The sequence below is a fragment of the Leucobacter sp. WKLB1 genome (assembly GCF_059696215.1).
The window spans coordinates 2462446-2489377 of sequence record NZ_AP046115.1 but is presented as its reverse complement, the minus strand read 5'-3'; the positions used below and the strand labels follow the sequence as shown (position 1 = coordinate 2489377).

24 protein-coding genes and 1 riboswitch are annotated in these 26932 nt (G+C 67.8%); of the genes, 18 read left to right on the top strand and 6 right to left on the bottom strand.

Annotated features, from left to right (window positions below):
- Positions 1-97 precede the first annotated feature (97 nt).
- The 11 genes from ACZF5Y_RS11325 to ACZF5Y_RS11275 all read left to right on the top strand — a co-directional run bounded on the left by ACZF5Y_RS11325 (position 98) and on the right by ACZF5Y_RS11275 (position 12703).
- Positions 98-1057 carry a GGDEF domain-containing protein gene (locus tag ACZF5Y_RS11325; RefSeq protein WP_497532749.1) on the top strand — a complete coding sequence of 320 codons (960 nt, stop codon included), beginning with the start codon at positions 98-100 and terminating at the stop codon, positions 1055-1057.
- Positions 1058-1103: 46 nt separating this feature from the next.
- Complete coding sequence (locus ACZF5Y_RS11320) at positions 1104-2084, top strand: GGDEF domain-containing protein (RefSeq protein ID WP_497532748.1); 981 nt, start codon at positions 1104-1106, stop codon at positions 2082-2084.
- An 84-nt stretch (positions 2085-2168) separates the two neighbouring features.
- Positions 2169-3335: an ADP-forming succinate--CoA ligase subunit beta gene (gene sucC, locus ACZF5Y_RS11315; RefSeq protein WP_497532747.1), complete on the top strand. Its 1167-nt coding sequence runs from the start codon at positions 2169-2171 to the stop codon at positions 3333-3335.
- Between the two features lie 33 nt (positions 3336-3368).
- Positions 3369-4271 (top strand): succinate--CoA ligase subunit alpha, encoded by a 903-nt coding sequence (gene sucD, locus ACZF5Y_RS11310; RefSeq protein WP_497532746.1) that lies wholly within the window; start codon positions 3369-3371, stop codon positions 4269-4271.
- 199 nt (positions 4272-4470) lie between these two features.
- Positions 4471-6270: a cell division protein PerM gene (locus tag ACZF5Y_RS11305; RefSeq protein WP_497532745.1), complete on the top strand. Its 1800-nt coding sequence runs from the start codon at positions 4471-4473 to the stop codon at positions 6268-6270.
- A gap of 7 nt (positions 6271-6277) precedes the next feature.
- A riboswitch (TPP riboswitch) is annotated at positions 6278-6386 on the top strand.
- Positions 6381-7496, top strand: coding sequence for a thiamine ABC transporter substrate-binding protein (locus ACZF5Y_RS11300; protein ID WP_497532744.1), 1116 nt, complete (start codon positions 6381-6383; stop codon positions 7494-7496). It overlaps the preceding riboswitch by 6 nt.
- 55 nt (positions 7497-7551) lie before the next feature.
- The gene (locus ACZF5Y_RS11295) at positions 7552-9243 is read left to right on the top strand and encodes an ABC transporter permease (RefSeq protein WP_497532743.1); all 1692 of its coding nucleotides are present in this window, start codon (positions 7552-7554) and stop codon (positions 9241-9243) included.
- Entirely contained in the window at positions 9243-9779 is a 537-nt protein-coding gene (locus ACZF5Y_RS11290) for a nucleoside/nucleotide kinase family protein (RefSeq protein ID WP_497532742.1), read from the top strand. The genes ACZF5Y_RS11295 and ACZF5Y_RS11290 overlap by 1 nt, the downstream gene beginning before the upstream one ends.
- A gap of 111 nt (positions 9780-9890) precedes the next feature.
- Complete coding sequence (gene purN / locus ACZF5Y_RS11285) at positions 9891-10496, top strand: phosphoribosylglycinamide formyltransferase (protein WP_497532741.1); 606 nt, start codon at positions 9891-9893, stop codon at positions 10494-10496.
- Between the two features lie 80 nt (positions 10497-10576).
- Positions 10577-12235, top strand: coding sequence for a bifunctional phosphoribosylaminoimidazolecarboxamide formyltransferase/IMP cyclohydrolase (gene purH / locus ACZF5Y_RS11280; protein WP_497532740.1), 1659 nt, complete (start codon positions 10577-10579; stop codon positions 12233-12235).
- Positions 12236-12349: 114 nt separating this feature from the next.
- Positions 12350-12703 carry a hypothetical protein gene (locus tag ACZF5Y_RS11275; RefSeq protein WP_497532739.1) on the top strand — a complete coding sequence of 118 codons (354 nt, stop codon included), beginning with the start codon at positions 12350-12352 and terminating at the stop codon, positions 12701-12703.
- 117 nt (positions 12704-12820) lie between these two features.
- Here the strand turns inward: ACZF5Y_RS11275 and ACZF5Y_RS11270 are convergent, their stop codons facing one another.
- The 6 genes from ACZF5Y_RS11270 to ACZF5Y_RS11245 all read right to left on the bottom strand — a co-directional run bounded on the left by ACZF5Y_RS11270 (position 12821) and on the right by ACZF5Y_RS11245 (position 19505).
- Positions 12821-13072 (bottom strand): hypothetical protein, encoded by a 252-nt coding sequence (locus ACZF5Y_RS11270; protein WP_497532738.1) that lies wholly within the window; start codon positions 13070-13072, stop codon positions 12821-12823.
- Positions 13073-13261: 189 nt separating this feature from the next.
- Positions 13262-14794, bottom strand: a complete 1533-nt coding sequence (locus ACZF5Y_RS11265; protein WP_497532737.1) for an aldehyde dehydrogenase (NADP(+)) — start codon at positions 14792-14794, stop codon at positions 13262-13264.
- A gap of 52 nt (positions 14795-14846) precedes the next feature.
- Positions 14847-15842 (bottom strand): ABC transporter permease, encoded by a 996-nt coding sequence (locus tag ACZF5Y_RS11260; RefSeq protein WP_497532736.1) that lies wholly within the window; start codon positions 15840-15842, stop codon positions 14847-14849.
- The gene (locus tag ACZF5Y_RS11255; RefSeq protein ID WP_497532735.1) at positions 15835-16857 is read right to left on the bottom strand and encodes an ABC transporter permease; all 1023 of its coding nucleotides are present in this window, start codon (positions 16855-16857) and stop codon (positions 15835-15837) included. Before ACZF5Y_RS11255 ends, ACZF5Y_RS11260 begins: the two co-directional genes overlap by 8 nt.
- Positions 16854-18404: a sugar ABC transporter ATP-binding protein gene (locus tag ACZF5Y_RS11250; protein WP_497532734.1), complete on the bottom strand. Its 1551-nt coding sequence runs from the start codon at positions 18402-18404 to the stop codon at positions 16854-16856. Before ACZF5Y_RS11250 ends, ACZF5Y_RS11255 begins: the two co-directional genes overlap by 4 nt.
- Positions 18405-18428: 24 nt before the next feature.
- A complete protein-coding gene (locus tag ACZF5Y_RS11245) occupies positions 18429-19505 on the bottom strand; it encodes a substrate-binding domain-containing protein (RefSeq protein WP_497532733.1) in 1077 nt (358 codons plus the stop codon).
- 203 nt (positions 19506-19708) lie between these two features.
- Here ACZF5Y_RS11245 and ACZF5Y_RS11240 point away from each other — a divergent pair, with 203 nt between their 5' ends.
- From ACZF5Y_RS11240 to ACZF5Y_RS11210, 7 genes are read left to right on the top strand one after another with little or no spacing between them, the layout of a single operon-like run.
- Positions 19709-20857: a Gfo/Idh/MocA family protein gene (locus ACZF5Y_RS11240; protein WP_497532732.1), complete on the top strand. Its 1149-nt coding sequence runs from the start codon at positions 19709-19711 to the stop codon at positions 20855-20857.
- 57 nt (positions 20858-20914) lie between these two features.
- Positions 20915-21829 carry a sugar phosphate isomerase/epimerase family protein gene (locus tag ACZF5Y_RS11235; protein ID WP_053352853.1) on the top strand — a complete coding sequence of 305 codons (915 nt, stop codon included), beginning with the start codon at positions 20915-20917 and terminating at the stop codon, positions 21827-21829.
- A gap of 2 nt (positions 21830-21831) precedes the next feature.
- A complete protein-coding gene (locus ACZF5Y_RS11230; RefSeq protein WP_497532731.1) occupies positions 21832-22593 on the top strand; it encodes an SDR family NAD(P)-dependent oxidoreductase in 762 nt (253 codons plus the stop codon).
- Positions 22590-23729, top strand: coding sequence for an aldose 1-epimerase family protein (locus ACZF5Y_RS11225; RefSeq protein WP_497532730.1), 1140 nt, complete (start codon positions 22590-22592; stop codon positions 23727-23729). The genes ACZF5Y_RS11230 and ACZF5Y_RS11225 overlap by 4 nt, the downstream gene beginning before the upstream one ends.
- Positions 23726-24946: a CaiB/BaiF CoA transferase family protein gene (locus ACZF5Y_RS11220; protein WP_497532729.1), complete on the top strand. Its 1221-nt coding sequence runs from the start codon at positions 23726-23728 to the stop codon at positions 24944-24946. Before ACZF5Y_RS11225 ends, ACZF5Y_RS11220 begins: the two co-directional genes overlap by 4 nt.
- Positions 24943-26082 (top strand): type 2 periplasmic-binding domain-containing protein, encoded by a 1140-nt coding sequence (locus ACZF5Y_RS11215; protein WP_497532728.1) that lies wholly within the window; start codon positions 24943-24945, stop codon positions 26080-26082. Before ACZF5Y_RS11220 ends, ACZF5Y_RS11215 begins: the two co-directional genes overlap by 4 nt.
- A complete protein-coding gene (locus ACZF5Y_RS11210) occupies positions 26079-26870 on the top strand; it encodes an enoyl-CoA hydratase/isomerase family protein (RefSeq protein WP_497532727.1) in 792 nt (263 codons plus the stop codon). Before ACZF5Y_RS11215 ends, ACZF5Y_RS11210 begins: the two co-directional genes overlap by 4 nt.
- The last annotated feature ends 62 nt before the right edge of the window (positions 26871-26932 follow it).

Below are 26932 nucleotides of genomic sequence, written 5' to 3'. Positions count from 1 at the left end.
ACCCAGAGGAAATTTCTTCCATCATTGTGTAGCCTGTGGGTCTGACAGTTGGGGAAATCGGGGGGTTTGCAACAACGTCACAGAGGAGGGGCGACCCGTGTCCTGGTTCCGCATGCTCGCGCAGCGGCAGAACGCGCACTCGTGGTATGTCGCGTTTGCGGCGTTGCTCATGAGCCTGACGCTCGTGATCGATCTGCTGTTTCACCATTACATGGCGCATCGCTGGTTCATCTGGACCCTCTTCGTTCTCAGTCTCGCCGGCGGCTTGGGCGCGTTGCTCGCCGGTGCTCGGATTCCGCGGTCGGTCGGGGTGACCGGGGTGATTATCTTCTTCGTCGCCCAGGGCTATTTCTTGAGCCTGAGCGACGATCCGCAATCGGTGATCTCCTCGGTGCAGCAGTTCCCGATCGTCGCGTTCTATCTGGGGTGGTTCGTGCGCCCCAAGATCGCCGTGCCACTCGCCGCCGTCGGGCTCGTCGGCTTCGCCATCGTCATGTTCTCGAATCCGCTGTTCGGGGCGAACGGCAGCATCGGTGCACCCGTCGCCGTACACGCGCTTCTCGGACTCGTCTTCTGCTACAGTGCGGGGCTGTATCTTTGGCGCCGCGAGGTGCGAATCGAGTCTGCAGATCCGCTCACGGGAGCCCTCACACGCGCGAGATTCCAGGAACGCGCAGCGCATCGCATCGATCGGGCACGCGCACCGTTGAGTCTCATCGCGATCGACTTCGACGATTTCAAAACCTTGAACGATACGCACGGCCACGCTGCGGGCGATGTCGCGCTCGAAACGACGATCGGCATCTGGTTCGAGGAAGTGCGCGTCGGTGATGTCATCGGGCGCATCGGCGGCGACGAATTCGCTCTCCTGCTCCCGTCGACCAATGCGGTGACGGCAGCCGAAATCGCCGAACGCTTGCTCGCGGTGTCTCCGCATTCCTGGTCGTGGGGCGTTGCGGAACTGCAGGTCGGAGACGACACCGCAGCGTTGTGGCGTCGCGCCGACGCAGCGCTCTACGAGCAGAAGCGCGAGAAACGACAGGCGCATCTTGGATAGGCGCCGGCTGTACCCGGACCTCGCGAGCCTCGGCTCGGAGACGTGGATGCGGTTTGTACGCTGGCAGACCCCATTCACCTACATGAGCGCCGCGATTCCCGCACTGCTTGCGATCGTGTTCGTCTCTGACCTTCTCGTCGGGCACCAGCACATGAACCGCTTCATGGTGGCGTTGTGGCTCATCTTCTACGGAGTCGCTGCCGCGCTGCCGCTGATACTCGGGCGCCGCTACCCGCTGTGGGCAGGGGTGGTGATGTTCGCCGTGATCGAGACCTGGTCAACCTACTTCCTGCTGTTCTCTTCGCACGCGCACGCCGAGATCAATGCCCTCCTGGAACTCCCGTTCGTCGCGTTGTATCTCGGCTGGTTCTACCCGCCGGCCTTCGGTCGCGTGCTCATGGTCATCGGTGTGATCCGCATGCTGGTCATCCTGATGGTGAATCCGGACCTCGGTAAGGGCCTCGCCGACCCGAACGTGATGGTCGGCTACGCGATCCTCATCGCGATCTTCTGTTACGTCGGGGCGCGCACCATGCAGCGTCAGCTCCATCGCGAGGCCCGTACCGATTCGTTGACGGGCGCACTGAACCGGCGTGGCCTGAATGAGCTCGCAAAGGTCGTGCGCAAGCGAGCGGAGCGGGTGGGGGAGCCGGTGACCGTTGCGATGATCGACTTCGACGACTTCAAAGGTCTGAACGATGCGGGGGGGCACATCGCGGGCGATGCCGCACTCATCGAGTCGGTGGAAGTCTGGACCGTGCTGGTGGGGATGCGCGGCACCTCGGGACGATCCGGGGGCCTCGTCGCGCGGCTCGGCGGTGACGAGTTCGCCCTGGTGCTGCGCAGCGGGCCCGGCGAGCTCGAACAGGCGCTGGACTCGATGCGAGCGGCATCGCAGTTTGCATGGTCGTGGGGCATTGCCGAGTCGGTTCCCGGAGAGCCGCTCGACATCGCCCTCGCACGCGCTGATGACGAGCTGCTCCGTGCGAAACCAGCACGCGGTAAGGGTTCGATCACTTCGCGGTGATAGGCTTTTTGTCGGTCGAGCTAGCTCGACATCGAGACATTTTTCTGCCTCGGATCACCCCGACTCCCAAGCAAAGGACAGTACGTGGATCTGTACGAGTACCAGGCACGAGATCTATTCGAACGATACGAGGTGCCGGTACTCGCCGGCATCGTCGCCGACACCCCGGAAGAGGTGCGTGCGGCCGCCGAGAAGATCGGTGGCGTGGTCGTCGTAAAGGCACAGGTAAAGGTCGGTGGCCGCGGCAAGGCCGGCGGCGTGAAGGTAGCAAAGACGCCCGACGAGGCCTTCGAAGCGGCTCAGGCCATCCTGGGGGTCGACATCAAGGGCCACACCGTCGAGCGCGTGATGGTCGCGGCGGGTGCCGACATCGCTCAGGAGTTCTACTTCTCGGTGCTGCTCGATCGTGCCAACCGCTCGTACCTCTCGCTCGCGTCCGTCGAGGGCGGCATGGAGATCGAGCAGCTCGCCGTCGAGAAGCCCGAGGCGCTGGCACGTATCGCGGTCGATCCGATCACCGGCATCGACGCAGCCAAGGCCGAGGAGATCGCCCGCGCGGCGAACTTCCCGGAAGAGCTCGTCGCCAAGGTCGTTCCGGTGTTCCAGAAGCTGTTCGCTGTATACGCCGGCGAAGACGCGACGCTTGTCGAGGTGAACCCCCTCGTGCTGACCGGAGCAGGTGACATCGTCGCGCTCGACGGCAAGGTCTCGCTCGATGAGAATGCCGAGTTCCGCCAGCCGCAGCACGCCGAGCTTGCTGACAAGTCGGCGGAGGATCCGCTCGAGGCCAAGGCCAAGGCGCAGGATCTCAACTACGTGAAGCTCGATGGCGAGGTTGGCGTGATCGGCAACGGTGCAGGGCTCGTGATGTCGACGCTCGACGTCGTTGCCTACGCCGGCGAGAACCACGGCGGCGTCAAGCCGGCCAACTTCCTCGACATCGGCGGCGGCGCGTCGGCCGAGGTCATGGCGGCGGGGCTCGATGTGATTCTGGGCGACCCGCAGGTGAAGTCGGTATTCGTCAACGTGTTCGGCGGCATCACGGCCTGCGACGCGGTGGCCAACGGTATCGTCGGCGCGCTCGAGAAGCTCGGCGACGCGGCGAACAAGCCGCTCGTCGTGCGCCTCGACGGGAACAACGTCGAAGAGGGCCGGGCGATCCTGAACGCAGCGGCGCACCCGCTCGTCACCCAGGCCGCCACCATGGACGAAGGCGCCGACAAGGCCGCCGAGCTCGCCAACGCCCGCTGATCCGAGACGAAAGACTGTAGGAGTAGAACCACCATGTCGATCTTCCTGAACAAGGATTCCAAGGTCATCGTCCAGGGCATCACCGGCGGCGAGGGCACCAAGCACACCGCGCGCATGCTCGCGGCGGGCACCAACATCGTTGGCGGCGTGAACGCGCGCAAGGCGGGCACGACGGTGTCGCACGTTGACGCGCAGGGCAACGCCGTCGAGCTGCCGGTGTTCGCGACTGTGGCCGAGGCCATCGCTGCGACGGGCGCCGACGTGTCGGTCGCATTCGTGCCGCCGGCCTTCACCAAGGATGCGGCCATCGAGGCCATCGATGCCCGCATCGGCCTGCTCGTCATCATCACCGAGGGAGTGCCGGTCAAGGACTCGGCCGAGCTGTGGGCGCACGCTCAGGCCACCGGCAATGAAACCCGCATCATCGGCCCGAACTGCCCCGGCATCATTACGCCGGGCGAGGCCCTCGCAGGTATCACCCCCGCGACCATCACGGGCAAGGGGCCGATCGGCCTCGTGTCCAAGTCGGGCACGCTGACCTATCAGATGATGTACGAGCTGCGCGATCTGGGCTTCTCGACCGCCATCGGCATCGGCGGCGACCCCGTCATCGGCACGACGCACATCGACGCGCTCGCCGCGTTCGAGGCCGACCCCGAGACGCAGGCCATCGTGATGATCGGTGAGATCGGCGGCGACGCCGAAGAGCGCGCGGCCGAGTTCATCAAGGCCAACGTGACAAAGCCGGTCGTCGGCTACGTCGCCGGCTTCACCGCGCCCGAAGGCAAGACGATGGGCCACGCGGGCGCCATCGTCTCGGGTTCGGCCGGCACCGCTCAGGCGAAGAAGGAGGCCCTCGAGGCCGCCGGCGTCAAGGTCGGCAAGACACCGACCGAGACCGCCGAACTGCTGCGCGCGGCGTTCTCCCAGCTGTAAACGCGTCAGCGTTTACCGCGAACCGCGCCAGGCAGTCGCTGCACGGCAAGCAGCACACGCTCGTCAACGGGCCGGTCACCCTCGGGTGGCCGGCCCGTTGCGTTGGGGCCGGGTGGGTTCGGTGCGGCGACGCACCGGCGGCACGCCCGCACGGGAGCGTCTCGGCTCGGCATTTCTCTCGCGGAGTAAGCTTCTGACGATGAGATCTTTGGTGACCGCGGTGATCGCCGCAATCGAAGCCGTCGCGGTGGCATTCGCCGGGCTCGCGGTCGTCGCGGTACCCGGAGTACTGCTCTGGATCGTGACGTTCGGGCTCTCCGCTGAGCCGGCAGCGGTCACGTCGGCGGTCACCGGAGTGTGGCTGCTCGCTCACTTCGTGCCGCTGCACTTCGCGGTGCCCGCTGAAGCTGCGCTTGCGATGGGGCTTGCACCTGAAGCGCTGCAATTCACGCTCTCGATCGCTCCGCTCGGCATCACCCTCGTCACCGTGCTGCTCGCGCTGCGCTCGGGCTGGCGGTTCGCGGCTCGCGGAGGCGTCGGGGCATTCGGTGCGCTGGGGGGCGCGGCCGGGTTCGGTGGCATCGCGTTCGCGGCGGCGGCGCTCGCCGCACCACTGCTGGTCTGGCCCCACGCGCTCGCCGCCGCGGTTGCGGCCGCCGTATTCGGGCTGTCCTCGCTCGCCGCCTTCGTCGTGCGGGCCGCGATCGACGGGCACGATTGGTGGCACGCGCTGGTGCGCCAGGTGCAGCGCGGCCTGGAGGCGCTCGACTTCCGAGGCGCGGCATCGCTCCCTGCTCGCGGCGCCGAAGCGATTCGGCTTGCTGCAGCATCGATCGCGCTCGTCATCGGGCTCGCCGCGGTCGCGTTCTCGATTGCCGTGATCACGAGTTACGCCGATGTCACCGCGCTCACGCAGAGTCTGCAGCTCGACCCTCTCGGCTCGCTCACCGTATTCATTTCGCAACTGGCTCTGGTGCCGACGGCAATTGTCTGGAGTCTGTCTTGGCTTGCCGGGCCCGGGTTCGCGGTCGGCGTCGGCAGCTCGACGACGCCGTTCGAAACGCTCCTCGGCCCATTGCCGGCGCTGCCGATCTTCGGGGCGATCCCGTCGAGCTGGGGCGCGTTCGGTGGAGTGGCGCCCGCCATCATCGTGCTCGCCGCGATCGTGCTCGGCGTGCGGTTCGCGAGGCGGCCCGCGCAGCGCCGTTCGGGGTGGTCGGTGGTGCTGGCCGCACCGGTCTTCGCTGGCCTGTGCACGGGCCTCGTCGCGGTGGGGCTGGCCGCGGCTGCGGGGGGCGCGATGGGGCCGGATCGCCTCGCCGAGAACGGCCCGCACCCCTGGGCATTCGGCGGGTTTCTCGCGCTCGAGGTCGGCGCCGGGCTGCTGCTGGGTGCGCTGGCGGGCCGAATGGATGTGCAACAGGTGCGCTCCGCGATGCCCGAGCGCGTCGCGGACGCGACGCCGGCGCTCGTGGGATTGACGCTGGGGCGCCGTCGTCGCGCCGAGCCAGTTGAGGCCGATATCGTTTCGGCGCATCTGGCCGTTCCAGATGCGTTCGATGTTGCGGATGCCTATGAAACGGTGGAGCTCGAGCGGTCGGCCGTCGACGAGGCCCACCGCGACGACGAGTATCTGGACGATGCACCCGTCGATGCCGGGAACGATGAGACGGCAGCGTTCGAGACCGGGCGCATCGGAACTGCTGAGTTCGAGACGGCGCAATTCGAGAGCGCAGAGTTCGAGACGGCTCAGATCGACGCAGACGATCTCGAGGCGGCGTCGAGTGCCTCGATGCCGTTCGATACACAGCCGGAGCCCGATCAGGCCGCACGCGACGCCAATGCTGACCACAGCAGCGCAGATCCGGAGCTCAGCGAAGCCGACCTGCTCCGCGCCTACGCCTGGGACGCGGCGCCCGAAACCACTAAAGCATCGTCTGATGCGGAGGACCACGGCGAAAAACGCTCCGGTTGGCGCTGGCCGGGCGGCGGGCACTAAGGTATAGAGGGCAATCCACGGGAGTCCTGACGCGCAGGGCTGAGAGGGAGCACGCGAGCTCCGACCGTCAACCTGATCTGGTTCATGCCAGCGGAGGAAGGAAGCACTCAATGACGCCTATCCACTTTTCCCGTCGCGCGCGGCGATCGGCACTGGTCTCGGTGACGGCAGCGGCCGCACTCGGTCTCGTGCTGACGGGGTGCACCACCGGTGCCGCCGATGAAGCCGATGCGAAGACGGTGACGCTGATCGTGCACGACTCGTTTCCGAACGACGACTTCGCCACAGCTGCGAGTGCCGCGACCGGCTACGACGTGCAGGTCGTCTCGGCAGGAGACGGGGGCGAGCTCACGAACAAGCTCGTGCTCACGAAGGGCGCGCCCGTCGCCGATGCGTTCTTCGGCGTCGACAACATCTTTGCATCGCGGCTCGTCGACAACGGCGTGGTGAAGGAGTACGTCCCAGCAGAGCTTCCCGACGGCGCGCTCGACTTCGCGGTTTCCAAGCTGCAGACCGATAGCCGACACGCGGGCCACATCGAAGCAACCGGCATGATCCCGGTCGACCACGGTTCCACCTGCATCAACATCGACACCGCCTGGTTTGCCGAGCACGGCGTCGCCGAGCCGCAGACGTATGCCGATCTGGCGAAGCCCGACTACCGCGACCTCACCGTGTTGCTCGACCCGACCGCATCGTCGACAGGCAGCTCGTTCTTGATCGGCACGGTCGAGGAGTTCGGCGAAGACGGATTCGCGGACTACTGGCAGCAGCTCGTCGACAACGGCGCCCGCATCGAGCAGGGCTGGAGCGACGCCTACTACGGGCAGTTCACGCAGGGCGGCGAAGACGGCACGCGTCCGATCGTCGTGTCGTACGCGTCGTCGCCGGCGTTCACCGTGAACGACGCGGGCACTGCGTCGAGCACCGCTGCACTGCTCGACACCTGCACGCAGCAGGTCGAGTACGCCGGAGTGCTGCAGGGTGCCGCCAACGAAGCCGGAGCCGAGGCCGTCGTCGACTACCTCGTCTCGCACGAGTTCCAGCAGACTATCCCTGAAGCGATGTATATGGTGCCCGTCGACAGTTCGGTGGAACTCCCCGAAGCATGGGCGAAGTTCGCTCCCGAGCCCGCGGCCGACCAGACGCACGATCTTACTGCGTCGGAGATTGAGGCCGGGCGCGAGGGCTGGCTGAAGACGCTGGGCGAGCAGATCGGACTCTGACGCCTTGGGCCGCGGAGGAAGAGCGCCCGAGCAGGCGCCGCGACCGCGGCAGTCCATGCCCCGGGATACGCGGCGAACCCTGAGCACCGGCCCGTGGGGTGTCGCGGCGTGGACGGCGGCGACGGCCGTGCCGCTCGCCTTCCTCGCGCTCTTCTTCCTGTGGCCCGTGGTGTCGCTCATCGCGACGGGGTTCGTCGATGACGGTGCGCTCGACTTCAGCGGCATCCCCGAGGTGTTCGGCGCGGGGCGCACCTGGCGGGTCATCGGTCAGACGCTCGCCCAGGCCGGTGTCGCGACGCTCATCTCGCTCGCGCTGGGTGTGCCCGCGGCGTACGTGCTCTACCGCCTCGACTTTCCGGGGCAGGGCCTGCTGCGGGGCTTTCTCACCGTTCCGTTCGTGCTGCCGTCGGTGGTGGTGGGCGTCGCGTTCTCCGCGCTGCTCGGCGCGGGCGGTCCGTTCGCAGGGTGGGGCCTTGACCGGAGCTTTGCCGCGGTGGTACTCGCCCTCGCGTTTCCGAACGTGGGTGTGGTGGCGCGCACCGTCGGGGGGTTCTGGGCGAGGCTCGACGACACCTCCGAGCAGGCGGCGCGGGTGCTCGGTGCCTCGCGAGCGCGGGCCTGGACCCTCGTGACTCTGCCCGCGCTCGGGCCAGCGCTTGCCTCGGCGGCGTCGCTCGTCTTCCTCTTCTGTTCCACGTCTTTCGGCATTGTGCTCATTCTCGGCGGCTCGGCGTTCGCGAACGTGGAGACCGAGATCTACCGGCTCACGGTGCAGTACCTCGACCTGCGGGGCGCCGCCGTGCTGTCGATCGCGCAGTTCGCGATCGTCGGGTTCGCGCTCGTGGTGTCGTCGCGACTGCGCAGGGCAGGCGAACGAGCGGTGCAGTTGCGTGAGGATCGCGCGCACGGGGCGCGCCCCCGTCGCGTCGACATCCCGGCGCTGGTGGTGTTCGGGGCGACGATGGCTCTGCTGCACGCGCTGCCGCTCATCACCCTGCTGTCGCGGTCGCTGCGGGATCGCAGCGGTGCGTGGACGCTCGCAAACTACACGGCCCTCGTCGTGCCTCCCGAAGGGTTGCCGATCGACGGCTCGGTGCTCTCGGCGATCCTCGCGTCGCTCCGCATCGCGGTGGTGGCGGCGCTCCTCGCAATGGTGCTCGGGGCCCTGCTCGCGCTCGTGCTGTCGCGCCGGCCCCGATCCCGAACCCTGCGCCGCGGCATCGACCTGTTCGACGGCCTCGTCATGTTGCCTCTCGGAGTGTCGGCAGTGACCCTCGGATTCGGGCTGCTGCTCACGATGCATCGGCCGCTCGGCATCGGATTGGATCTGCGCACCTCGACCGCGCTCATCCCGATCGCGCAGGCGCTGGTCGCCCTGCCGCTCGTGGTGCGCACGCTGCTGCCCGTGCTGAGGGGCATCGCCCCCGAACTGCGCGACGCCGCCGCCTCGCTCGGGGCGGGGCCGTTCGCGATGCTGCGCGTGATCGACGTGCCGCTGCTCGGGCGGTCGACGGGGCTCGCGCTCGGCTTCGCCTTCGCGGCCTCGCTCGGCGAGTTCGGGGCCACGTCGTTTCTGGTGCGGCCGGGGGAGCAGACGCTGCCGGTCGCGGTGGCGGCGCTCATCGGTCACCAGGCACCGGGCAGTTACGGTGCCGGCCTCGCCGGGGCGGTGGTGCTCGGCGTGCTCACCGCGGGCGTCATGCTGCTGGCGGAGCGCTGGCGCACTGACGGGAATCGGGAGTTCTGATGCAGACATTTGCGGTGGACTGGGATGTGCTCATCATCGACGGGCGCTCGGGGTCGGGCAAGACCCAGCTGGCGGCTGTGATGCAGCAGTACTGCGCGGCATCGGGCCGTCCGGCGGAGCTGCTGCACGTCGAAGAGCTGTACCCCGGGTGGGACGGGCTGGGTGCCGGATCGCTCGGCGTCGCCCGTGCACTGCGCGAGGGCGGATTCGCCGCCTACGACTGGATCGCGGAGCGCTTCGGCGCGTGGAATCCGTTGGCGCCCCGTTTGCCCCTCATCATCGAGGGGTGCGGGGCGTTGACTGCCGAGAACGTGGTGGCGGCGCGCGAGTGGGGTGCGCGGACCTCGGGTGGAGAGCGGGAGCCCCGTGTGCGCAGCATCTGGCTCGAGTGCGCGGCCGCGGAGCGCAAAGCGCGGGCCCTCGCCCGAGACGGCGACACGTACGCGCCCCATTGGGAGCGCTGGGCTGCTCAGGAGGACGCGCACTACGCCGCGCACCAGCCCTGGCTCATCGCGGACGACGTACGGGAGTGCTGAGCCGCCGCGGCGCCTTCGCGGCTTCGTGGCTCGGGGCCGCAGTGCGGGCCGGAGCGGCGCGACGCAGCGGCAGCGAAATGAGTCGCTCCGCGCGTCGCGTAGACTGATCCGGTGCTGAAAATCGCGGTTCTCATCTCCGGTGGCGGCAGCAACCTCAAAGCGCTGATCGACGCGACCGCCGACCCCGAGTTTCCGGCACGCATCGTCTGCGTCGGCTCCGACACCGAAGCGGCGGGTCTCGACCACGCCCGTGCCGCAGGCATTCCCACGTTCGTCGTGCGCCCGCGCGACTCCAGTACGCGTGAGGAGTGGGGGCAGGTGCTGGCCGCCGCCATTCAGGAGCACGGCGTCGGCAGCGGCCCTGATGCCGGCCTCGTCGTGAGTGCCGGTCTGATGCGCATTCTGCCACCCGGCTTCGTGCGCGAGTTCAGCCCGCGCCTCATCAATACGCACCCTGCGCTGCTCCCGGCCTTCCCCGGCGCCCACGCCGTCCGCGATGCGCTCGCCGCGGGTGCTGAGCGCACCGGCGTTACCGTGCACGTCATCGACGAGGGCGTCGACACCGGCCCCGTGCTGCGCCAGGCCGCCGTCGAGGTGCAGCCCGGCGAAACCGAAGACGAGCTGCACGAACGCATCAAGCAGCTGGAACGCCCGCTGCTCGTGCAGACCGTGCGCGACATCGCACTCGGGCAGCTCACGCTGCCGCGGGCCGGGTGATCCCGCACCGCCGTGGGTGACCCAGCGACCCCTCACACCCTTCCGAAGCCAGCGAACACGAACCCGAGGAGCCCTTCCGCATGGCAGTTCAGAGCCACGATCCGAGCCTGTACGAACACCGCGACCAGATTCCCGTGCGCCGCGCGCTCATCTCCGTGAGCGACAAGACCCGCCTGCTCGACCTCGCCGCTGCGCTCGCCGCAGCCGGTGTCGAGATCGTCTCGACCGGTTCGACGGCCTCGACGATCCGCGAAGCGGGCCACGCGGTGACCGACGTCGCCGAGGTCACCGGGTTCGCCGAGGCGCTTGATGGGCGCGTGAAGACGCTGCACCCCGCCGTGCACTCCGGCCTGCTCGCCGACCTGCGCCTCGCAGACCACCGCGCACAGCTCGAGACGCTCGGCTTCGCCGCGTTCGAGCTCGTCGTCGTGAACCTGTACCCGTTCGAAGAGACGGTCGCCTCGGGCAAGCCCGCCGCCGACGTCATCGAGAACGTCGACATCGGCGGCCCCGCAATGGTGCGCGCGAGCGCGAAGAACCACGCGAACGCGGCCGTTGTGGTCTCCCCGGCGCGCTACGACGAGGTCATTGCCGCGGTGCAGGCCGGCGGCACGACCCTCGCCCAGCGCCGTTCGCTCGCGACCGAGGCGTTCGTGCACACCGCGCAGTACGACGCGGCCGTCGCCAACTGGTTCCTCGAGCAGGAGGATGCCGAGTGGGGCGCTGCCGAGACGCTTGAGGCGCCGTCTGACGAGGCCTCGATCGACAGCATCTTCGCAACGACCGAGGGCTACGTCGGCTACGAGGTCTTCGGCCTGCGCGAGTCGGTGCTGCGCTACGGCGAGAACAGCCACCAGCGCGGCGCACTGTTCACCGAGAACGAGGGCGCCGGCATCGCGCAGGCAACCCAGTTGCACGGCAAAGAGATGTCGTACAACAATTACGTCGACGCCGATGCCGCACTGCGCGCCGCGTTCGATCACGAGCGCCCGGCCGTGGCCATCATCAAGCACGCGAACCCCTGCGGCATCGCCGTCGCGCCCGAGGGCGCAGCAGATCCGATCGCCGCAGCGCACGAGCTCGCTCACGCCTGCGACCCCGTGTCGGCGTTCGGCGGCGTGATCGCCGCGAACCGCGTCGTCACGCGGGCCATGGCTGAGACGGTCTCCGAGATCTTCACCGAGGTCATCGTCGCGCCGGGCTTCGAGCCCGAGGCGCTCGCGATCCTCACTCAGAAGAAGAACGTGCGTTTGCTCGTGCTTCCCGCCGATTACACCCCGAATCCGGTCGAACTGCGGCAGGTGTCGGGCGGCTTCCTCCTGCAAGACGCAGATCATGCCTTCGCGCCGGCCGCCGAATGGGAGCTCGCGACGGGCGAATCGGCGAATGCCGAGACCCTCGCCGATCTCGAGTTCGCGTGGCGCGCGAGTCGCGCGGTGAAGTCGAACGCTATTCTGCTCGCTTCGGGCGGTGCGTCGGTCGGCGTGGGCATGGGGCAGGTCAACCGTGTCGACTCATGCCGCCTTGCGGTGGAGCGTGCCGGCGATCGTGCGCGCGGCTCGGTCGCGGCGTCTGACGCGTTCTTCCCGTTCGCCGACGGACTGCAGGTGCTGCTCGATGCCGGCGTGCGCGCCGTCGTGCAGCCGGGCGGATCGGTGCGCGACCCCGAGGTCATCGCAGCCGCCGAGGCGGCCGGCGTCACGATGTATTTCACCGGCGAGCGCCACTTCTTCCACTAAGCTGGGGCCTTTCATCGGAATGGGCGCTGATCTGCAATTTTACTGATGATTCATCAGTTGTGAGCAAGCCTCGCCTACGTTGCGCGGCGGGGTGCGTGCCGTCAGAATCAAGACGTGGAAATCGTCAAGGGAATTCTGATCGTCTTGCATCTCGTCGGCTTCGGCGCTGTCTTCGGCAGCACGCTGGCGCAGCTCTCGGCGGTGAAGGAAGCGCGCGCTCGCATCACGCCGGGCATTCTGCACGGCGCTTGGCTGCTGCTCGCGACCGGCCTGCTGCTCGTGGGCATGGTCTATGCGACCGGTGGCCAGCCGAACAACGCGAAGATCGGCGTGAAGCTGGTCGTGCTGCTCGTGCTCATCGCCGTTGTGCTCATCGGTCGGAAGAAGCAGCCCACGTCGGCTGGCATGCTCGGCGCCATCGCCGGCCTCTCGCTCGTCAATGTTGCATTGGCGGTGCTCTGGCACTGAGTCGCGGCTGCATACGATGGATCCCCTCGGAGCAAGCTCCGGGGGGATCGTTGTGTGTGCGGCGCCGATCGCGCGGTGGGCGATGGGCCGCGCGGTGATGGTGAGGGCGAGGCTGCGTTAGAAGCGTACGCCCGCGTCCGATCCGTGCTCGAGCTCGAACTCGCGGCGTGTTCGTCGGGCGCGCAGGATGCGCCGAAGCGAGACCAATCCGAGCGTCACCCAGATCGCGGTCGCGAACCAGAGCCACCCGGGGCCCGTGATGGCGCGTTGGATTGAGAACGCGCTGGAGAGAATGGCAATCACGAGCATCCACCACCCGGTACGCGAATCTCGTTCGAAGGCGAGGCGCTGCTGAATCAGACTGGGCATGCTTCGACGGTACCGGAACGATGCAGTCGCCGGTTCCCGCACCCGCTCCCGCCGAACGCCGCCCATCTCGCCGAGCGCCTGCGATGTGCGCGTGCATTCGGCAGGCATTCGGCGAGATGGGCGGCGTTCGGCGGAAGTGGCGCGGGGCTACTGGGGCGGGGCCACCGCCGCGAGGCGAGGCGCGGGCGTCTACCGCCAGCGGGCTCCCCAGGCGCGGGATTCGCCTGCGGGGGCGATCTGCTGCGGTACCCCGAGTGGGTTGTCGTCGCGGAGGGCCTCGGGGAGAAGCGCGACGGGGGCATTCTGGAAGGCGACGGGGCGCAGGAAGCGCGTGATCGCTGCCGTGCCGACCGAGGTCGAGGCATCGTTTGTCGTTGCGGGCCAGGGGCCGCCGTGCTGTTGTGCGGGTGTGACGGCGACACCGGTCGGCCATCCGTTGAACAAGACGCGACCGACCTGCTCGGCCATTGCGTGAACGAGAGCGCCGAGTGCTGCGGCGTTCGGATGCGTCGGCAAGGCCTCGGCCCCGCCGTGGTGCAGTGTCGCAGTCAGATTTCCCTCGAAGAACTCGGGCAACAAGGTTGCCAAGTCGGTGCCGTGAGACACCTCGACGATGATGGAGAGCGGGCCGAACGCCTCGTGGGCAAGCGCCTGGTGCTCGGCACGGAAGTCGTCAAGGTCGACGGCGACGATGGTGGGAGTCGCCCAGCCCTGCCTAGCCTCGTCGAATCGCACGCCGCCTGAGACGATCGGGCGCACCCCGCGCGCACCGAGCACTGCCGTACGGCGCTCGTCATACGCGCGGGCGATGCGCGGGTCGAGCAGGCGGTGCTCAGCAGTGCCCTCTGCGGCGGTGCGGATGCGATCCTGCCACTGCTCTGTCGCCACTCCCGCCGGCACGAAGACGAACCCGGGCTTCGTACACAGCTGCCCCGCCGACCCGGTGACGCTGGTGACGAAGCCGGTGGCGATGTCTTCGGCGCGCTCGGCGATGGCGTCGGCGGTGATGAAGACCGGGTTGACGCTGCCGAGTTCGCCGTAGAAGGGGATCGGGGCGGGGCGAGCTGCGGCGATGTCGGCGAGCAGGCGCCCGGCGGCGATCGATCCCGTGAACGATCCGGCGCGCACGCGCGCGTCTTGCAGGATCGCTACCCCGGCTTCGCGTCCGTGCACGAGTTGGAATGATCCCTCGGGCAGCCCCGCGTCGCGAATCGCCTCGGTAGCCACGCGTGCCGTGGCGTCGGAGAGTTCGGGGTGCCCGGAGTGGGCTTTGACGATGAGGGGGCAGCCGGCGGCGAGGATGGCGGCGGAGTCGCCGCCCATGACGGAGAACGCGAAGGGGAAGTTGGAGGCGGAGAAGTTGATGACGGGGCCGAGGGGGAGGTGGGTGCGGCGGATGTCGGGGCGTGCGCCGAGGGCGAAGTCGGGGTCGGCGTGGTCGATGCGGGCGTCGAGGTAGCCGCCGTCGACGATGGTGTCGGCGAAGAGGCGGAGTTGGACGGCGGTGCGGGTGATTTCTCCGGTGAGGCGGGCCTCGGTGAGTCCGGTTTCGCGGAGTGCGATGTTCACGAGTTCGGGTGTTGCGGCTTCGAGTGCGTCGGCGATGGTGACGAGTGCGTGTGCGCGGTGTTGTGCGGTGGTGGCGGCGAGCTGGGGGGCTGCTGCGGTGGCTCGGGCGACGACGACTTCGAGTTCGGAGGAGAGCTCGGTGTGACTGGGCATCTGGCTGCTTTCGTATATGACGGGTGAAACGGGGGTATCTGCGGTCGCGGGATCAGCGGCCATGGGATCGGCCGTAGAGCGCGACGACGACCAGAATGATGGCGCCATAGACCATGTCTTGCACGGTGACGCCGAGGTTGAAGACAACGACGAGGGTCGACACCTGACCGAGTACGAGTGCGCCGGCAAGGGTGCCCAGCACGGACCCGCGACCGCCGAAGATTGAGGCGCCACCGACGACGACGGCGGCGACTGAGCTCAGCAGGTATGGTGCACCCATCATCGTTTCGGCTTGGTTGTAGTAGCCGACGATGACGATTCCGGCGAATCCGGCGAGCACGCTGCTCAGCATGTAGCCCGAGATGCGGATGCGCGCTACCGGTTGGCCGGTGAGATGCGCGGTCGCCTCCGATGAGCCGACGAGAAAGAGGGCGCGCCCCCACCCGGTCCAGCGCAGCAGCGCGTGCAGCAGCAGCATGAGCACGACCGCGAGTGGCACCACGGCCGCGATGGAGGAGCCGAGGAACGGCAGCTTCGTCGAGGTCATGGCCTTCAAGAAATCGGGCACATTGGTGAGCTCGGAGAGACTGAAGTTGAGTAGGAGCACGCCGAAGAGCAGCCCGTTCATCGCGATCGTCGTGACGATCGGGGTCAGCCCGATCTTGGCGATGACGTATCCGTTCACGAACCCGATGACGGCGGATGCGGCGAGGGCGGCGATCAGGGCGAGCACGGGCCCGAGCGTCGCATTCCAAGTGAGGAATGACAGTGCGGCGAACGCGATGGTGTTGGGGACCGAGAGATCGATACCGCCCTGAATCACGGCAATTGTCTGGCCGAACGAGGCCACCGCGAGAATCGATGCGAACGTGACGGTGGTGATGAGCCCGTCGAGAGTGAACAAACTCGGTCGGATCACGCCACTCGCGACGAAGAGCACGAGGAAGGCGATGAAGACCCATGCGCTCGTGGGAATGCGGCGCAGCAGGGAACGCCCGCTGGGGCGCGGCGTCGCGCTCACGGCCTGGCCGGGAAGTGTGTCAGTCATGGTGTCCTCCCTGGGCGAGCGCCTTCCGTGTGCTGATCACGCGGACCAGTACGGGAATGGCGACCACCGCGAAGATGATGAGCGCGTTGATGATGTACTGCCAGTACGAATTGATGCCGGCGAAGAAGAGCAGGTTGCCGACCAGCCCGAGCGTGATCGCCGCGGCGATTGTGCCCAGCACCGAGCCGCGCCCACCCGCGAAGCTCGCGCCGGAGAGCGCCACCGCCGCGATCGACGTGAGCAGGTAGGAGTCGCCGCTGCGGGGGTCGCCGGTCACCGTTGAACCTGCGAGGAGTACGGCGGCGATCGACGCGAGTGCGCCCGAGAGCATGAATGCGCCGAGGATCGCCATGCGCGAGTTGATGCCCGCCGCCTGCACGGCATCGCGGTTCGACCCGACGCCGTAGATCTGGCGCCCGAACGCGGTGCGCTGCAGCACGAACCAGACGAGTACGGCGACGAGGATCAGCCACACGACCGCCATCGGGAGGTAGGGGAGTGCCTCGCCGCTCGTCACGTTGAAGATGGTCTCGCTCAGTGCACCGCCGGGGCGGTCGAGCACGGTACGCGCGATCGCTCCGATGATGAACGTGCTGGCGAGGGTGACGGCGATGGCCGGCAGCCTGCCGAAGGCGACGAGCAGTCCGTTGAACAGTCCGCACACGATCCCGATGAGCACGGCGAGCACGAGGGCCACCGGGCCGGGGAGCGCTGCGAGACTGGTCGCGAAGACGACGTTGCACAGGCTGATGATCGCGCCGATCGAGATGTCGATGCCGCCGATGAGCACGATGATCAGCTGTGCGAGCGCCGCGATTGCCAGTGGCACGACGAGGTTTGCGGCGGATTGCAACTGGAATCGGGTGAGCAGGCTCGGGTTCACGGAGAGATAGATCGCGATGAAGAGCACGAACGCGATGACGGGCGGCGCGGCTCCTTCGTGGAGTGAGCGCTGCACCCAGATCGGGAGCGAACGTCGCGGTGCGACGGGCGCGAAGATGGTGCCGGTGGTCATGAGTGTGCCGCCATTCCTACGGCCGCGCCGACTACGGCGTCGGCGGTGATTTCGGATCCCGCGAGTTCTTGCACGACGCCGCCCCGATACAGTACGGCGACGCGGTTGCAAAGGTGTACGAGCTCTTCGACCTCGCTGGAGAACCAGACGATGCCGACTCCGGATTCGGCCAGAGCGATCATGGCGCGATACAGCTCCTGCTTGGCGCGCACGTCGATGCCGCGCGTGGGGTCGTGCAAGATGAGCACGCGTCGATCGCGGTCGATCCAGCGGCCGAAGACGAGTTTCTGCTGGTTGCCGCCCGAGAGCGCCCCGGCAGCTTCGAGCGGCCCCCGCGTGCGCACGCTGAGCGCGTGCAGCACGCCGTCGATCCACCCCTGTTGCCGGCGCAGCAGCGGTGCACCGCCCGAGCCGGTGAGCGAGAGCCACGGGGCGAACAGGTTCTCGCCGACGCCCAGTTCGAGCGCCAGGCCCTCGGTCTTGCGGTCTTCGGGCACGTACCCGAGTCCCGCTTTCACCGCACGTCGGGGGTTCAGCTTGCCGACGGCAGCGCCGGCCACTTCCCAGTGCTCCGCGGTCGCGGGAACGGCTCCGAACAGGGCTCGCAGCAGTTCCGTCTGCCCTTGGCCTTGCAGGCCACCGATGCCGAGGATCTCCCCGCCACGGACGGTGAGCGACACGTCGCTCAGTCGGTTCGACTGCAACCCGCGCACGTCGAGCACGACCGGTGCGTCGTCGGGTACGGTCGGTGCCGGCGGGAACTGCTTCTGCGTTTCGCGACCGGCCATCATCGTGATGAGGGAGTCCTCGGTCCACTCGCCGCGCGCGAAGGTGCCGACGGCCGCGCCATCGCGCAGCACGGTGCCGCGGTCGGCGATGACCTGCAACTCCTGCAGCCGGTGCGTGACGTAGATGACCGCACTGCCGGTCGCGGTGATGTCACGGATGCGGTCGAAGAGCCACTCCACGCCGGGTGGGGTCAGGGCGCTCGACGCCTCGTCGAGAATGAGGAGTTTCGGGCGGGCGGCGATCGCACGTGCGATCTCGACGAGTTGCCGGTCGGCGAGCAGTAGCGTGCCGAGCCGCGCATGCGGGTCGATGTGCGGCAGGTGCAATTGCTCCAGGATCTCTCGAGCGCGCTGCAGGGCTCTGCCGGGGGAGAAGAGGCGCGTCGACCCGACCTCGGGCAACGCGAGATTCTCCGCGACGGTCCATTCGGGTACCAGCGCGATCTCCTGGTACGCGCAGGCGATGCCGACCGCCCGAGCGCGAGCGATGCTGCCGCCTTCCAAGTGCTGGCCGTCGATTGTGACTGTGCCGTTCGTGGGCACCACGGCGCCGGAGAGAATCTTCGACACGGTGCTTTTGCCCGCGCCGTTCTCGCCGACCAGCGCGTGCACCTCGCCTGGCTGACAGGTGAAGGTGACATTGGCGACGGCGGTCACCGCGCCGTATTGCTTGCTGAGGTCCTGCGCCACGAGGAGTGGCGCAGGACGGCCGGTCGACGTCGGCTGTGCGACGTCGACCGGACCGATCTGCTGGGTCATCTGTGCCTCCTCGATGAATCGCGATTACTGCTTGGCGAACTCGAGGTATTCGTCGAGCGTGATGTCGAGACCGGGGAAGTCGTAGCCCAGCTGGAAGTTGTCGGGCATATCGGGCTGGCAGAAGTCGGCCGCGTTTTCGGTGGTGATCTCGGCCGGAGCAAAGTACTGCTCCTGGTCGATCGTGTCGCCCTTCAGCAGCTTCACGGCCTGCTCGAGCCCCTTGGCATAGATGGCGGGCTGACCGAAGACCATGTTTCCCGTGAGTCCGGCGTCCGCATCGTCGACGAGCGTGCACGCCTCGGCGTTGTACCCCGAACCGCCGACGACCGGTACGAAGTCGATGTTCGCATCGGCGAAGGCTGCCGGGACACCCTGGCCGCCGGTGAGGAACGAGTACACGCCACCGACATCCGGGTGCGACTGCAAGATCTGCGACATCGTCTGCTGCGCGTCGGCTTCGTTCCACCCGTTCGCACCCTCCGCGACGATGTTCACGCCGGCGTCGGTGAGTACTTTCTTCACCGTCGGCATGGACGTGTCGTTGAGCGGCACGCCGGCGACGCCCTCGAGCACCACGACGTCCTTGTTGTCGCCGAGTTGCGAGACGAGCCATTCGGCGCCGTTCTTGCCGGCGCTCGCCCAGTCGGTGGAAACCGTATAGACGTAGTCATTGTCGTAGGGGCCGCCGTTGGCGAAGACGGGAATTCCGGCCGCCTTGGCCTGCGAGATCGCCGCGTCGGCGCCGGTCGCCGAAGCGGGGTCGAAGAGGATGGCGTCTACGCCCTGCGCGATGAGGTTCTGGATGGCGGCGTTCTGCTGTGCCGCGTCGTTGTCGTTCGTGCGAACGATTTTGAGTTCGACCGAGTCGCCGTAATCGCGCGCGGCGAGTGCCTGCATCGCCGCGAGGCCGGTCTCGCGCCAGGCCTGGCCGCCGAGAGGCTGTTGGAAGCCGATGACGAACTTTTCGCCGTCCCCGCCACCGGCGCTCCCACCGGAGCCTCCGCCCTCGGCGGGTGCTGAACTGCAGGCCGCGAGGCCGGCGGTGAGGGCTGCGATCGCCGCGATGCCCAGGCCTCGGGTGATGGTGCGTGAGTGCTGCATGCTTTCTCCTTTGAAATCAAACTGCGCGGTGCAGGGTTCCTGGCGACGATGCCGGGAGCGTTTCCGTGTGGTTTCGGGAACGTGTTGACGAACGCTGCGTGGTGACACTAACATCAAAATGGCAGCGCTGCCAAGAGCGCTAACATAACGACTGTGAAATGATGGCCGCGGCGCTCACGCGCAACTTCAAGGAGGAAGTGCAGATGACATCAACGGAGACACTCGAGGCGTCGCGCTCGGTTCGGAGCGCGGCATCACTCGGTCTCGAACCCGACGCCCCAGTGCGGGCGCGGACGCATGCGATCGGGGCGATCGGTGCCGGTGCGATCATGGCCGACCAGCACCTCGAGGCCTACCGGCAGGCCGGATTCCCGGTCGTCGCGATCGCTTCCCGAACCCGCGAGAACGCGGCGGCGGTTGCCGCACGCTACGGCATCGGCACGGTGCACGCCTCACCGCGGGAGTTGATCCTCGACCCGCGTGTCGAGATCGTGGACATCGCGTTTCCGCCCGATCAACAGCCCGATCTCATCCGCTTGGCGCTCGCGCAGCCCCACGTGCGCGCGGTGCTCGCGCAGAAGCCGCTCGCGCTCTCGCTCGACGACGCGATCGCGCTCCGCGACGAAGCTGCCGCGGCCGGCAAGATCCTCTCGGTCAACCAGAACATGCGGTACGACCAGTCGATCCGCTCGCTCAAGCAGCTCCTCGACCGCGGGGCGCTCGGAGACCCTGTCTTCGCCGCGATCGACATGCACGCGGTGCCGCACTGGCAGACATTCCTCGCCGAGTACGATCGGCTGACTCTCGCGAACATGAGCGTCCATCACCTCGACGCGCTCCGCTACCTGTTCGGTGAGCCCATCGATATCTACACCGCCGGGCGCCCCGATCCCCGCACCGAGTTTCCGCACACCGACGGCATCGTCGCGTCGACGCTGCGCTTCGAGAACGGCGTGCTGGCTGTCTCTCGCGAGGACGTGTGGGGCGGGCCGCGTCACGAGGGCTTCGACTCCGACTTCTGCATCTCCTGGCGGGTCGAAGGCACCGAGGGCGTTGCCCGCGGCACGATCGGGTGGCCCGATGGCGCTCCCTCGACCATCGCCTTCGCCTCGGCGCGCGAGACCGACGGCGAGTGGGTCACGCCCGAATGGGAGACCCACTGGTTTCCGCACGCCTTCATCGGCGTGATGGAGCAGGTGCAGCACGCCCTCGACAGCGGCGAGTCGCCCGCGCTCACGGTCGCCGACAACGTACGCACGATGGCGCTCATCGAAGCGGGCTATCGCTCGCTCGACGAGCGTCGTGCCGTACGACTCGACGAATTCGCGCTCGACGCCTCGCAGTCCCACTGACCCACTGACCGTATTCACCCACACCCCCAACACGGAACGCAAAGGAGCACTTCCACCATGATTCAGATCGGCATCTTCTCGGGCTACTTCCCCTACGATCTCGAGACCACCGCGCAGAAGATCCAGGAGCTCGGTCTCAATGCGGTGCAACTCGACCTGCATTTCAAAGACATCGATCTCTCATCGGGCCAGATCACGAAGGAGAAGGCGAAGCGCGTGCAAGACACGTTCCGCGACCACGATGCGCCGATCTGCGCGATCTCGGGCTACACGAACATCGTGCACCCCGACCTCGACAAGCGGCGCTCGAACGTTGAACGCCTGAAAGAGATCATTCGCAGCGCCCGAGACTTCGGCACCCCGTACGTGATCAGCGAGTCGGGCACGTTCAACGCTGAGAGCGAATGGGATCACGATCCGCACAACCGCAGTGAAGACGCCTATGAGCAGGTGCGCTCGGTGCTCACGGAGCTCGCCCAGGAAGCGTGGGATCACGGCGCCACGTTCCTGCTCGAGACCTACGTCAACAATGTGGTCGGATCGGTTCGCGAGACATCGCGAGTGTTCAACGACATCAACCACCCCGGTCTCGAGCTGCTCATGGACCCGACCAACTACTTCGACGCGAGCAACATCGATGATCAGGCCGGCGTCTTGAACGAGGTCTTCGACACGCTCGGCGACCGGGTCCGTATCGCCCACGCGAAAGACGTGAAGCGCGCCGGAGACGACAAGAGCGAGAAGCACGCCGACATCGGGGATGACGACGCGCTCGCCTCGCACACGTTCCGCGGCGTGGGGGAGATCGAACTTCCGGCGGCGGGCCTGGGTTCCCTCGACTACGACCTGTATGTGCGTCGCCTGTCGGAGCGCAACCCGAACGTGCCGCTCATCATCGAGCACCTCGATGAGTCGGATGTGCCGCGCGCCAAGGAGTTCCTGCGCGAAGTGCTGAAGCGTCAGGGCGTCTGAGCATGCCGACCACTGCATCACCCGCCTCCCGCTCCGCGTTCGTCACCGGAGCGGGAGGCGCCCTCGGGCGCGCGATCGCGCTGCGCCTCGGCCAGGACGGCTATGCGGTCGCGGTCGTGGGCCGGGGTGCCGAGACGCTCCGCGAAACGGCGGCCCTGCTTGACGAGCACGGCATCACCAACCTGGCGATCGAGCTCGACCTGCGCGACACTGCAGCGATCGACGCCGCCGTTGACCGCGCCGAGCGCGAACTCGGTCCGGTCGAGGCCATGATCAACAACGCCGCCATCTATCCGGCCACCCCGTTTCTCGAGATTCCGCTCGCGGAGTACGAGGACGTGCTGCGAGTGAATCAGATCGCCTACTTCGCCGGAGCGCAGGCTGCGGCGAAGCGCATGGTGCCGCGCGGACGTGGAGCGATCGTGAGCATCGGGTCGATCACCTTCCACGGGGGGTGGGAGCACCTGGTGAGCTACGTCTCCACCAAGGGGGCCGCGGTCGGGCTCACCCGTTCACTCGCGCGTGAACTCGGGCCGACGGGGGTGCGGGTCAATGCGGTGTCTCCCGGTGCGTTCCCGACGAAAGCCGAGGAGATCAACGGCGACCCCGAGACGTACAACCGAGCGGTCATCGAGAAGCAATCGATCAAGCGCCGCGGGCGCAACGATGAGTTGGCATCGGTGGTGTCGTTCCTCGTCGGCGACGACGCCTCCTTCGTGACCGGGCAGACGATCAACGTCGACGGCGGATGGGTGATGGAATGAGCGCGAACGATTGGTACGGCGAAGCCGTGCGGCTCTCGACCGGGGAGCTGCGGCGTCGCAGCGGCGATCTCGCGGCGTTCGCGGAGATTCGCGAGGTCACGCGGTCGAACGGGCAGGAGCGCGGCGTGCGTTCGCTCCAGATCCGCAATGCCGACGGGCTCGAGGTCGAGGTGCTCATCGACCGGGCCTTCGATCTCGGCGATGTGCGCTACCGCGGCGTGCCTGTTTCGTGGCGCTCGGGCAACGGCTACCGCCACCCGTCGCTGCACGAGGTCGAGGCCGAAGACGGCCTCGCCTGGCTGCGCACCCTCGACGGCTTCTTGGTGAGCGGGGGGCTCGATCACGCGCTCTTCGGCGGCGAGTACGACGCGAGCCATTACCACTACCCGCCCAAGCAGACCGTGCGTCACGGATTGCACGGGCGCCTCAGCTCGCTGCCGGCGCGGCTGCTCTCCATCGATGAGGATTGGCAGGAGAACGGCGGGGTGCTTCGCGTTCGGGGTGAGGTCGTGCAGGCGACATCGTTCGGCGAGCACCTGCGGTTGCGCCGCACGATCGAGGTCGATGTGTTCGGCAGCGGCTTCCGCATCGACGACGAGGTCGAGAACCTCGGCTTCGAGCGCACCCCGCACATGTTTCTCTATCACATCAATATCGGATGGCCCGTGGTCGACGCGGGCTCCGAATTCCACGGCGCGGTCGAGGGGCATCTCTGGCAGTCCGATTCGGTGACGGATCAGGGCGCTCCGTTCGATCGCCTCATCGCACCGACGCGAAACTTCGTCGAACAGGTGTGGGAGCACGCGCTCGCCGCCGACGAGTCGGGTCGCCACCGGGTCGCGCTGATCCGCAGCGATGGCGAATTCGGGATCGAGCTCGACTGGGATGCGGCAGGGATGCCGCACTTCTTCGAGTGGCAGAACCTGCGCGAGGGTCAGTACGGTGTCGGGCTCGAACCGTCGACGCACCACGTCTCGGGAGAGGCTGCCGCGCGTGCAGACGGCTCGATGACCTGGCTCGAGCACGGCGAAACTCGCCGGTACCGCACTGCCGTCACGTTGCTCGACGGCGTCGAAGCCACCGCTGCCGCGCGCTCGCGCGTGCAGTCCATTGCAAGGAAAGAAGGATCCGCATGACCGCCTCGAACGGTGTGCTGAGCGGCTATCGCGTGCTCGATTGCTCCATCGCGATGGCGGGGCCGTTCGCGGCGCAGCGCCTCGGCGACCTGGGGGCGGATGTGGTGAAGGTCGAGCCGACCACGGGGGAGTGGCAGCGTCACACCCCCGCCGGCGGGGTGACCGGCAACAAAGTGAACGTGTCGTTCCTGTCGTTGAATCGCAACAAGCGATCGCTCGCCGTGAACCTGAAGGACCCGGAGGGACGCGCCCTGCTCGCCGAGCTCGTCGCGGAGTCGGATGTCTTTCTGCAGAACTATCGCCCGGGCGTCGCGCAGCGTCTCGGCGTCGACTACGAGTCGCTGCGGGCGATCAACCCGTCGATCGTGTACGTCTCGATCTCGGGCTACGGCGAAGACGGGCCGTATCGCGACCGCCCCGGCCAAGATCTGCTGCTGCAGGCCATGTCGGGCGCGATGCTTTCGACGGGAGCCGTCGGGCAACCGCCGCAGGCCGCGGGCCAGTATCTCGCCGATGCGGTGACGGCCTCGACCGCGTTCGAAGGCGTACTCGCCGCGCTGCTGCACCGCGAGCGCACCGGCGAGGGCCAGCTGGTCACGGTGAACATGCTCGACGCGATCACCACGCTGCAGATGCAGGAACTGTCGGTGTACACGGTCGGCGGGGTGCCGCAGAAGCGCAGTGCGCAGCCGCACGCGCACGTCTACATCCGCTCGCCCTACGGATCGTTCCGCACGCAAGACGGATACATCGTGCTCGCGTTCCCGCCGCTCGAGGTGCTCGCCGACCTCTTCGGCGACGAGTCGCTGCGCGGTCTCGACGATGAGCAGGCGGCGTGGAGCATGCGCGATGAACTGTTCGCGAAGACGGCGCGCGCGCTCGAAACCCGCACCAGTGCGGAGTGGCTGGCGCTCTTCGCCGAACGCGGGGTATGGGCCGGGCCGGTCTACTCGTACGAAGATCTCGTGAACGATCCCCAGATCGCCCACAATCAGACGTTTGTAGAGTACGACCACCCGACGGAGGGTCGCGTGAAGACTCCCGGCTTCCCCTACCGGTTCTCGCAGTCGCCGCCCGCCGTCTACCGCGGTGCACCGCAGACCGGGGAGCACAGCCGGGAGATTCTCACCGAGCTCGGGAGGTCGAGCGCCGACGTCGACCGGTTGATCGCCTCGGGTGTCGTCGCGCAGCTCGAGGAAGCGCTGGAACTCCCGTGAACGCCTATCGCGGTCTGACGTGGGATCACCCGCGCGGCAGAGTATGGCTCGAGGCAGCATCCGTGCTGTGGCGCGAACGCGGCATCGACGTGACCTGGGACGCGCAGCCTCTGGAGGGGTTCGAAGCCCATCCGATCGACGATCTCGCGGATCGCTACGACCTCATCGTGCTCGATCATCCGCACGTCGGCGACGCGCTCGCCACCGGGTCGCTGCAGTCGATCGAGTCGGTGCTCGGGGCCAACGACCCGCTGTGCTCGACCGGCTATGTCGGGCCCACACTCGCGTCGTATCAGAGCGCCGGGGAGACCTGGGCATTGCCGATCGACGCGGCGACGCAGGTGAGTGCGCGCGATGCGCGCGTGGTCGCCGAGGCGCCCGAGACGTGGGGCGACGTCGCGGCACTCGCCGGGCAGCAACCGGTCGCGCTGAGTCTCGCCGGCCCGCACGCGCTCATCTCACTGTTCTCGGTCGCGGCCGCTCTGGGTTCGCCGCCGGTCGACGCGCCGGGCGAGAGTTGGGTGCCGGATCGCGTCGCGCTCGAGGCCCTCGACCTGCTGCAGGCCGTGCACGCCCACGCACGACCTGAGTACGCCGAGCTGAACCCGATCGGGCTCCTCGAACGCGTCGGTTCGGACGACCTGCTCGCCTACGTGCCGCTCGTCTTCGGGTACGTCAACTACTCGCTGCCCGATCGAGCCACGCCAGTCGCGTTCGGTGCCGCGCCCGCGGCAACGCCCGGCGGAACTCCGGGTTCGACGATCGGCGGTACCAGCGTGGCGATCAGTCGTCGCGCTGACATCTCGGATTCGCTCCGCGCCTTCCTGCGCTGGCTGGCCGCCCCCGCGACGCAGCGTCGGATCATTCCCGAGTTCGCCGGGCAGCCCGCGGCGAGCGCCGCGTGGAGCGACGTCGAGGTCGACGCCGCCGCGGCAGGGTTTTACTCGGCGACGCGGAGCACCATCGAGGCCTCCGTCGTGCGCCCCCGGTACGCAGGGTTCCCGGAATCACAGCTCACGGGCTCCGCGATCGTGCGCGCGGCGCTCGCCGCAGAGCTCAGCCCGAGCGACGCGGTCAGCGCGCTCGCCGATCTCGCTCGCCGCTCGCGCGAGCCCGTTGTGGAAGGTCGCTCATGACCCGCATCACCGAACTCGCGACGGAGCAGATCGGCGTCGAACTCGCCGATCACATCCTGACGATCACGCTGCAGCGTCCGGAGAAACTCAATGCCGTCACCCCCGAGATGTCGTACGCCCTCGAGGCGATCGCCCACGCGGCGAACGACGACCCCGAGGTGCGGGCCGTGATCCTCACCGGTGCCGGCGAGCGCGCCTTCTGCGCCGGCAGCGACATCCGCTCGCTCGACGCATATGCGACGCCGTGGGAATTTCGCAACCGCACCGACTACTGCGACGCGTTGCACCAACTGCGCAAGCCGATCATCGCGGCAATCAACGGCTATGCGCTGGGCGGTGGCCTCGAAACCGCGCTGATCTGCGACATCCGCATCGCTGCTGAGACGGCGCAGCTCGCGGCGCCCGAGGTGAAACTCGGGTGGATCGGCGGCGGCGGCATGAGCGCCTTCCTCGCCGCCGCAGCCGGTCCGAGCAACGCGGCGATCATGACCATGACGGGCGACATGATCGACGCGGAAACCGCGCAGCGCTGGGGCATCGTGAGCGAGGTGGTGGCCGGAGACCGGTTGATCCCGCGCGCACGGGAGCTCGCTGCGATCATCGCCTCGCGCCCCCCGATCGCCGTCGAAACGGCGAAGGCCAACATCCGCGCAGCCTACAACCTGCCGCAGGAGCAGGCCGTCGCGTACGAGCGCGACCTGCAGACCGTCGCCTTTGCGACGGAGGACGCCGCCGAAGGGCGACGCGCCTTCGCCGAACGCCGCGACGCCACCTTCACCGGGCGCTGATCCACGGCGCCTGCGGCCGCAGCGCAGCAAGTCGCCGCACTGCCGCACTCTTCTCGCAACGA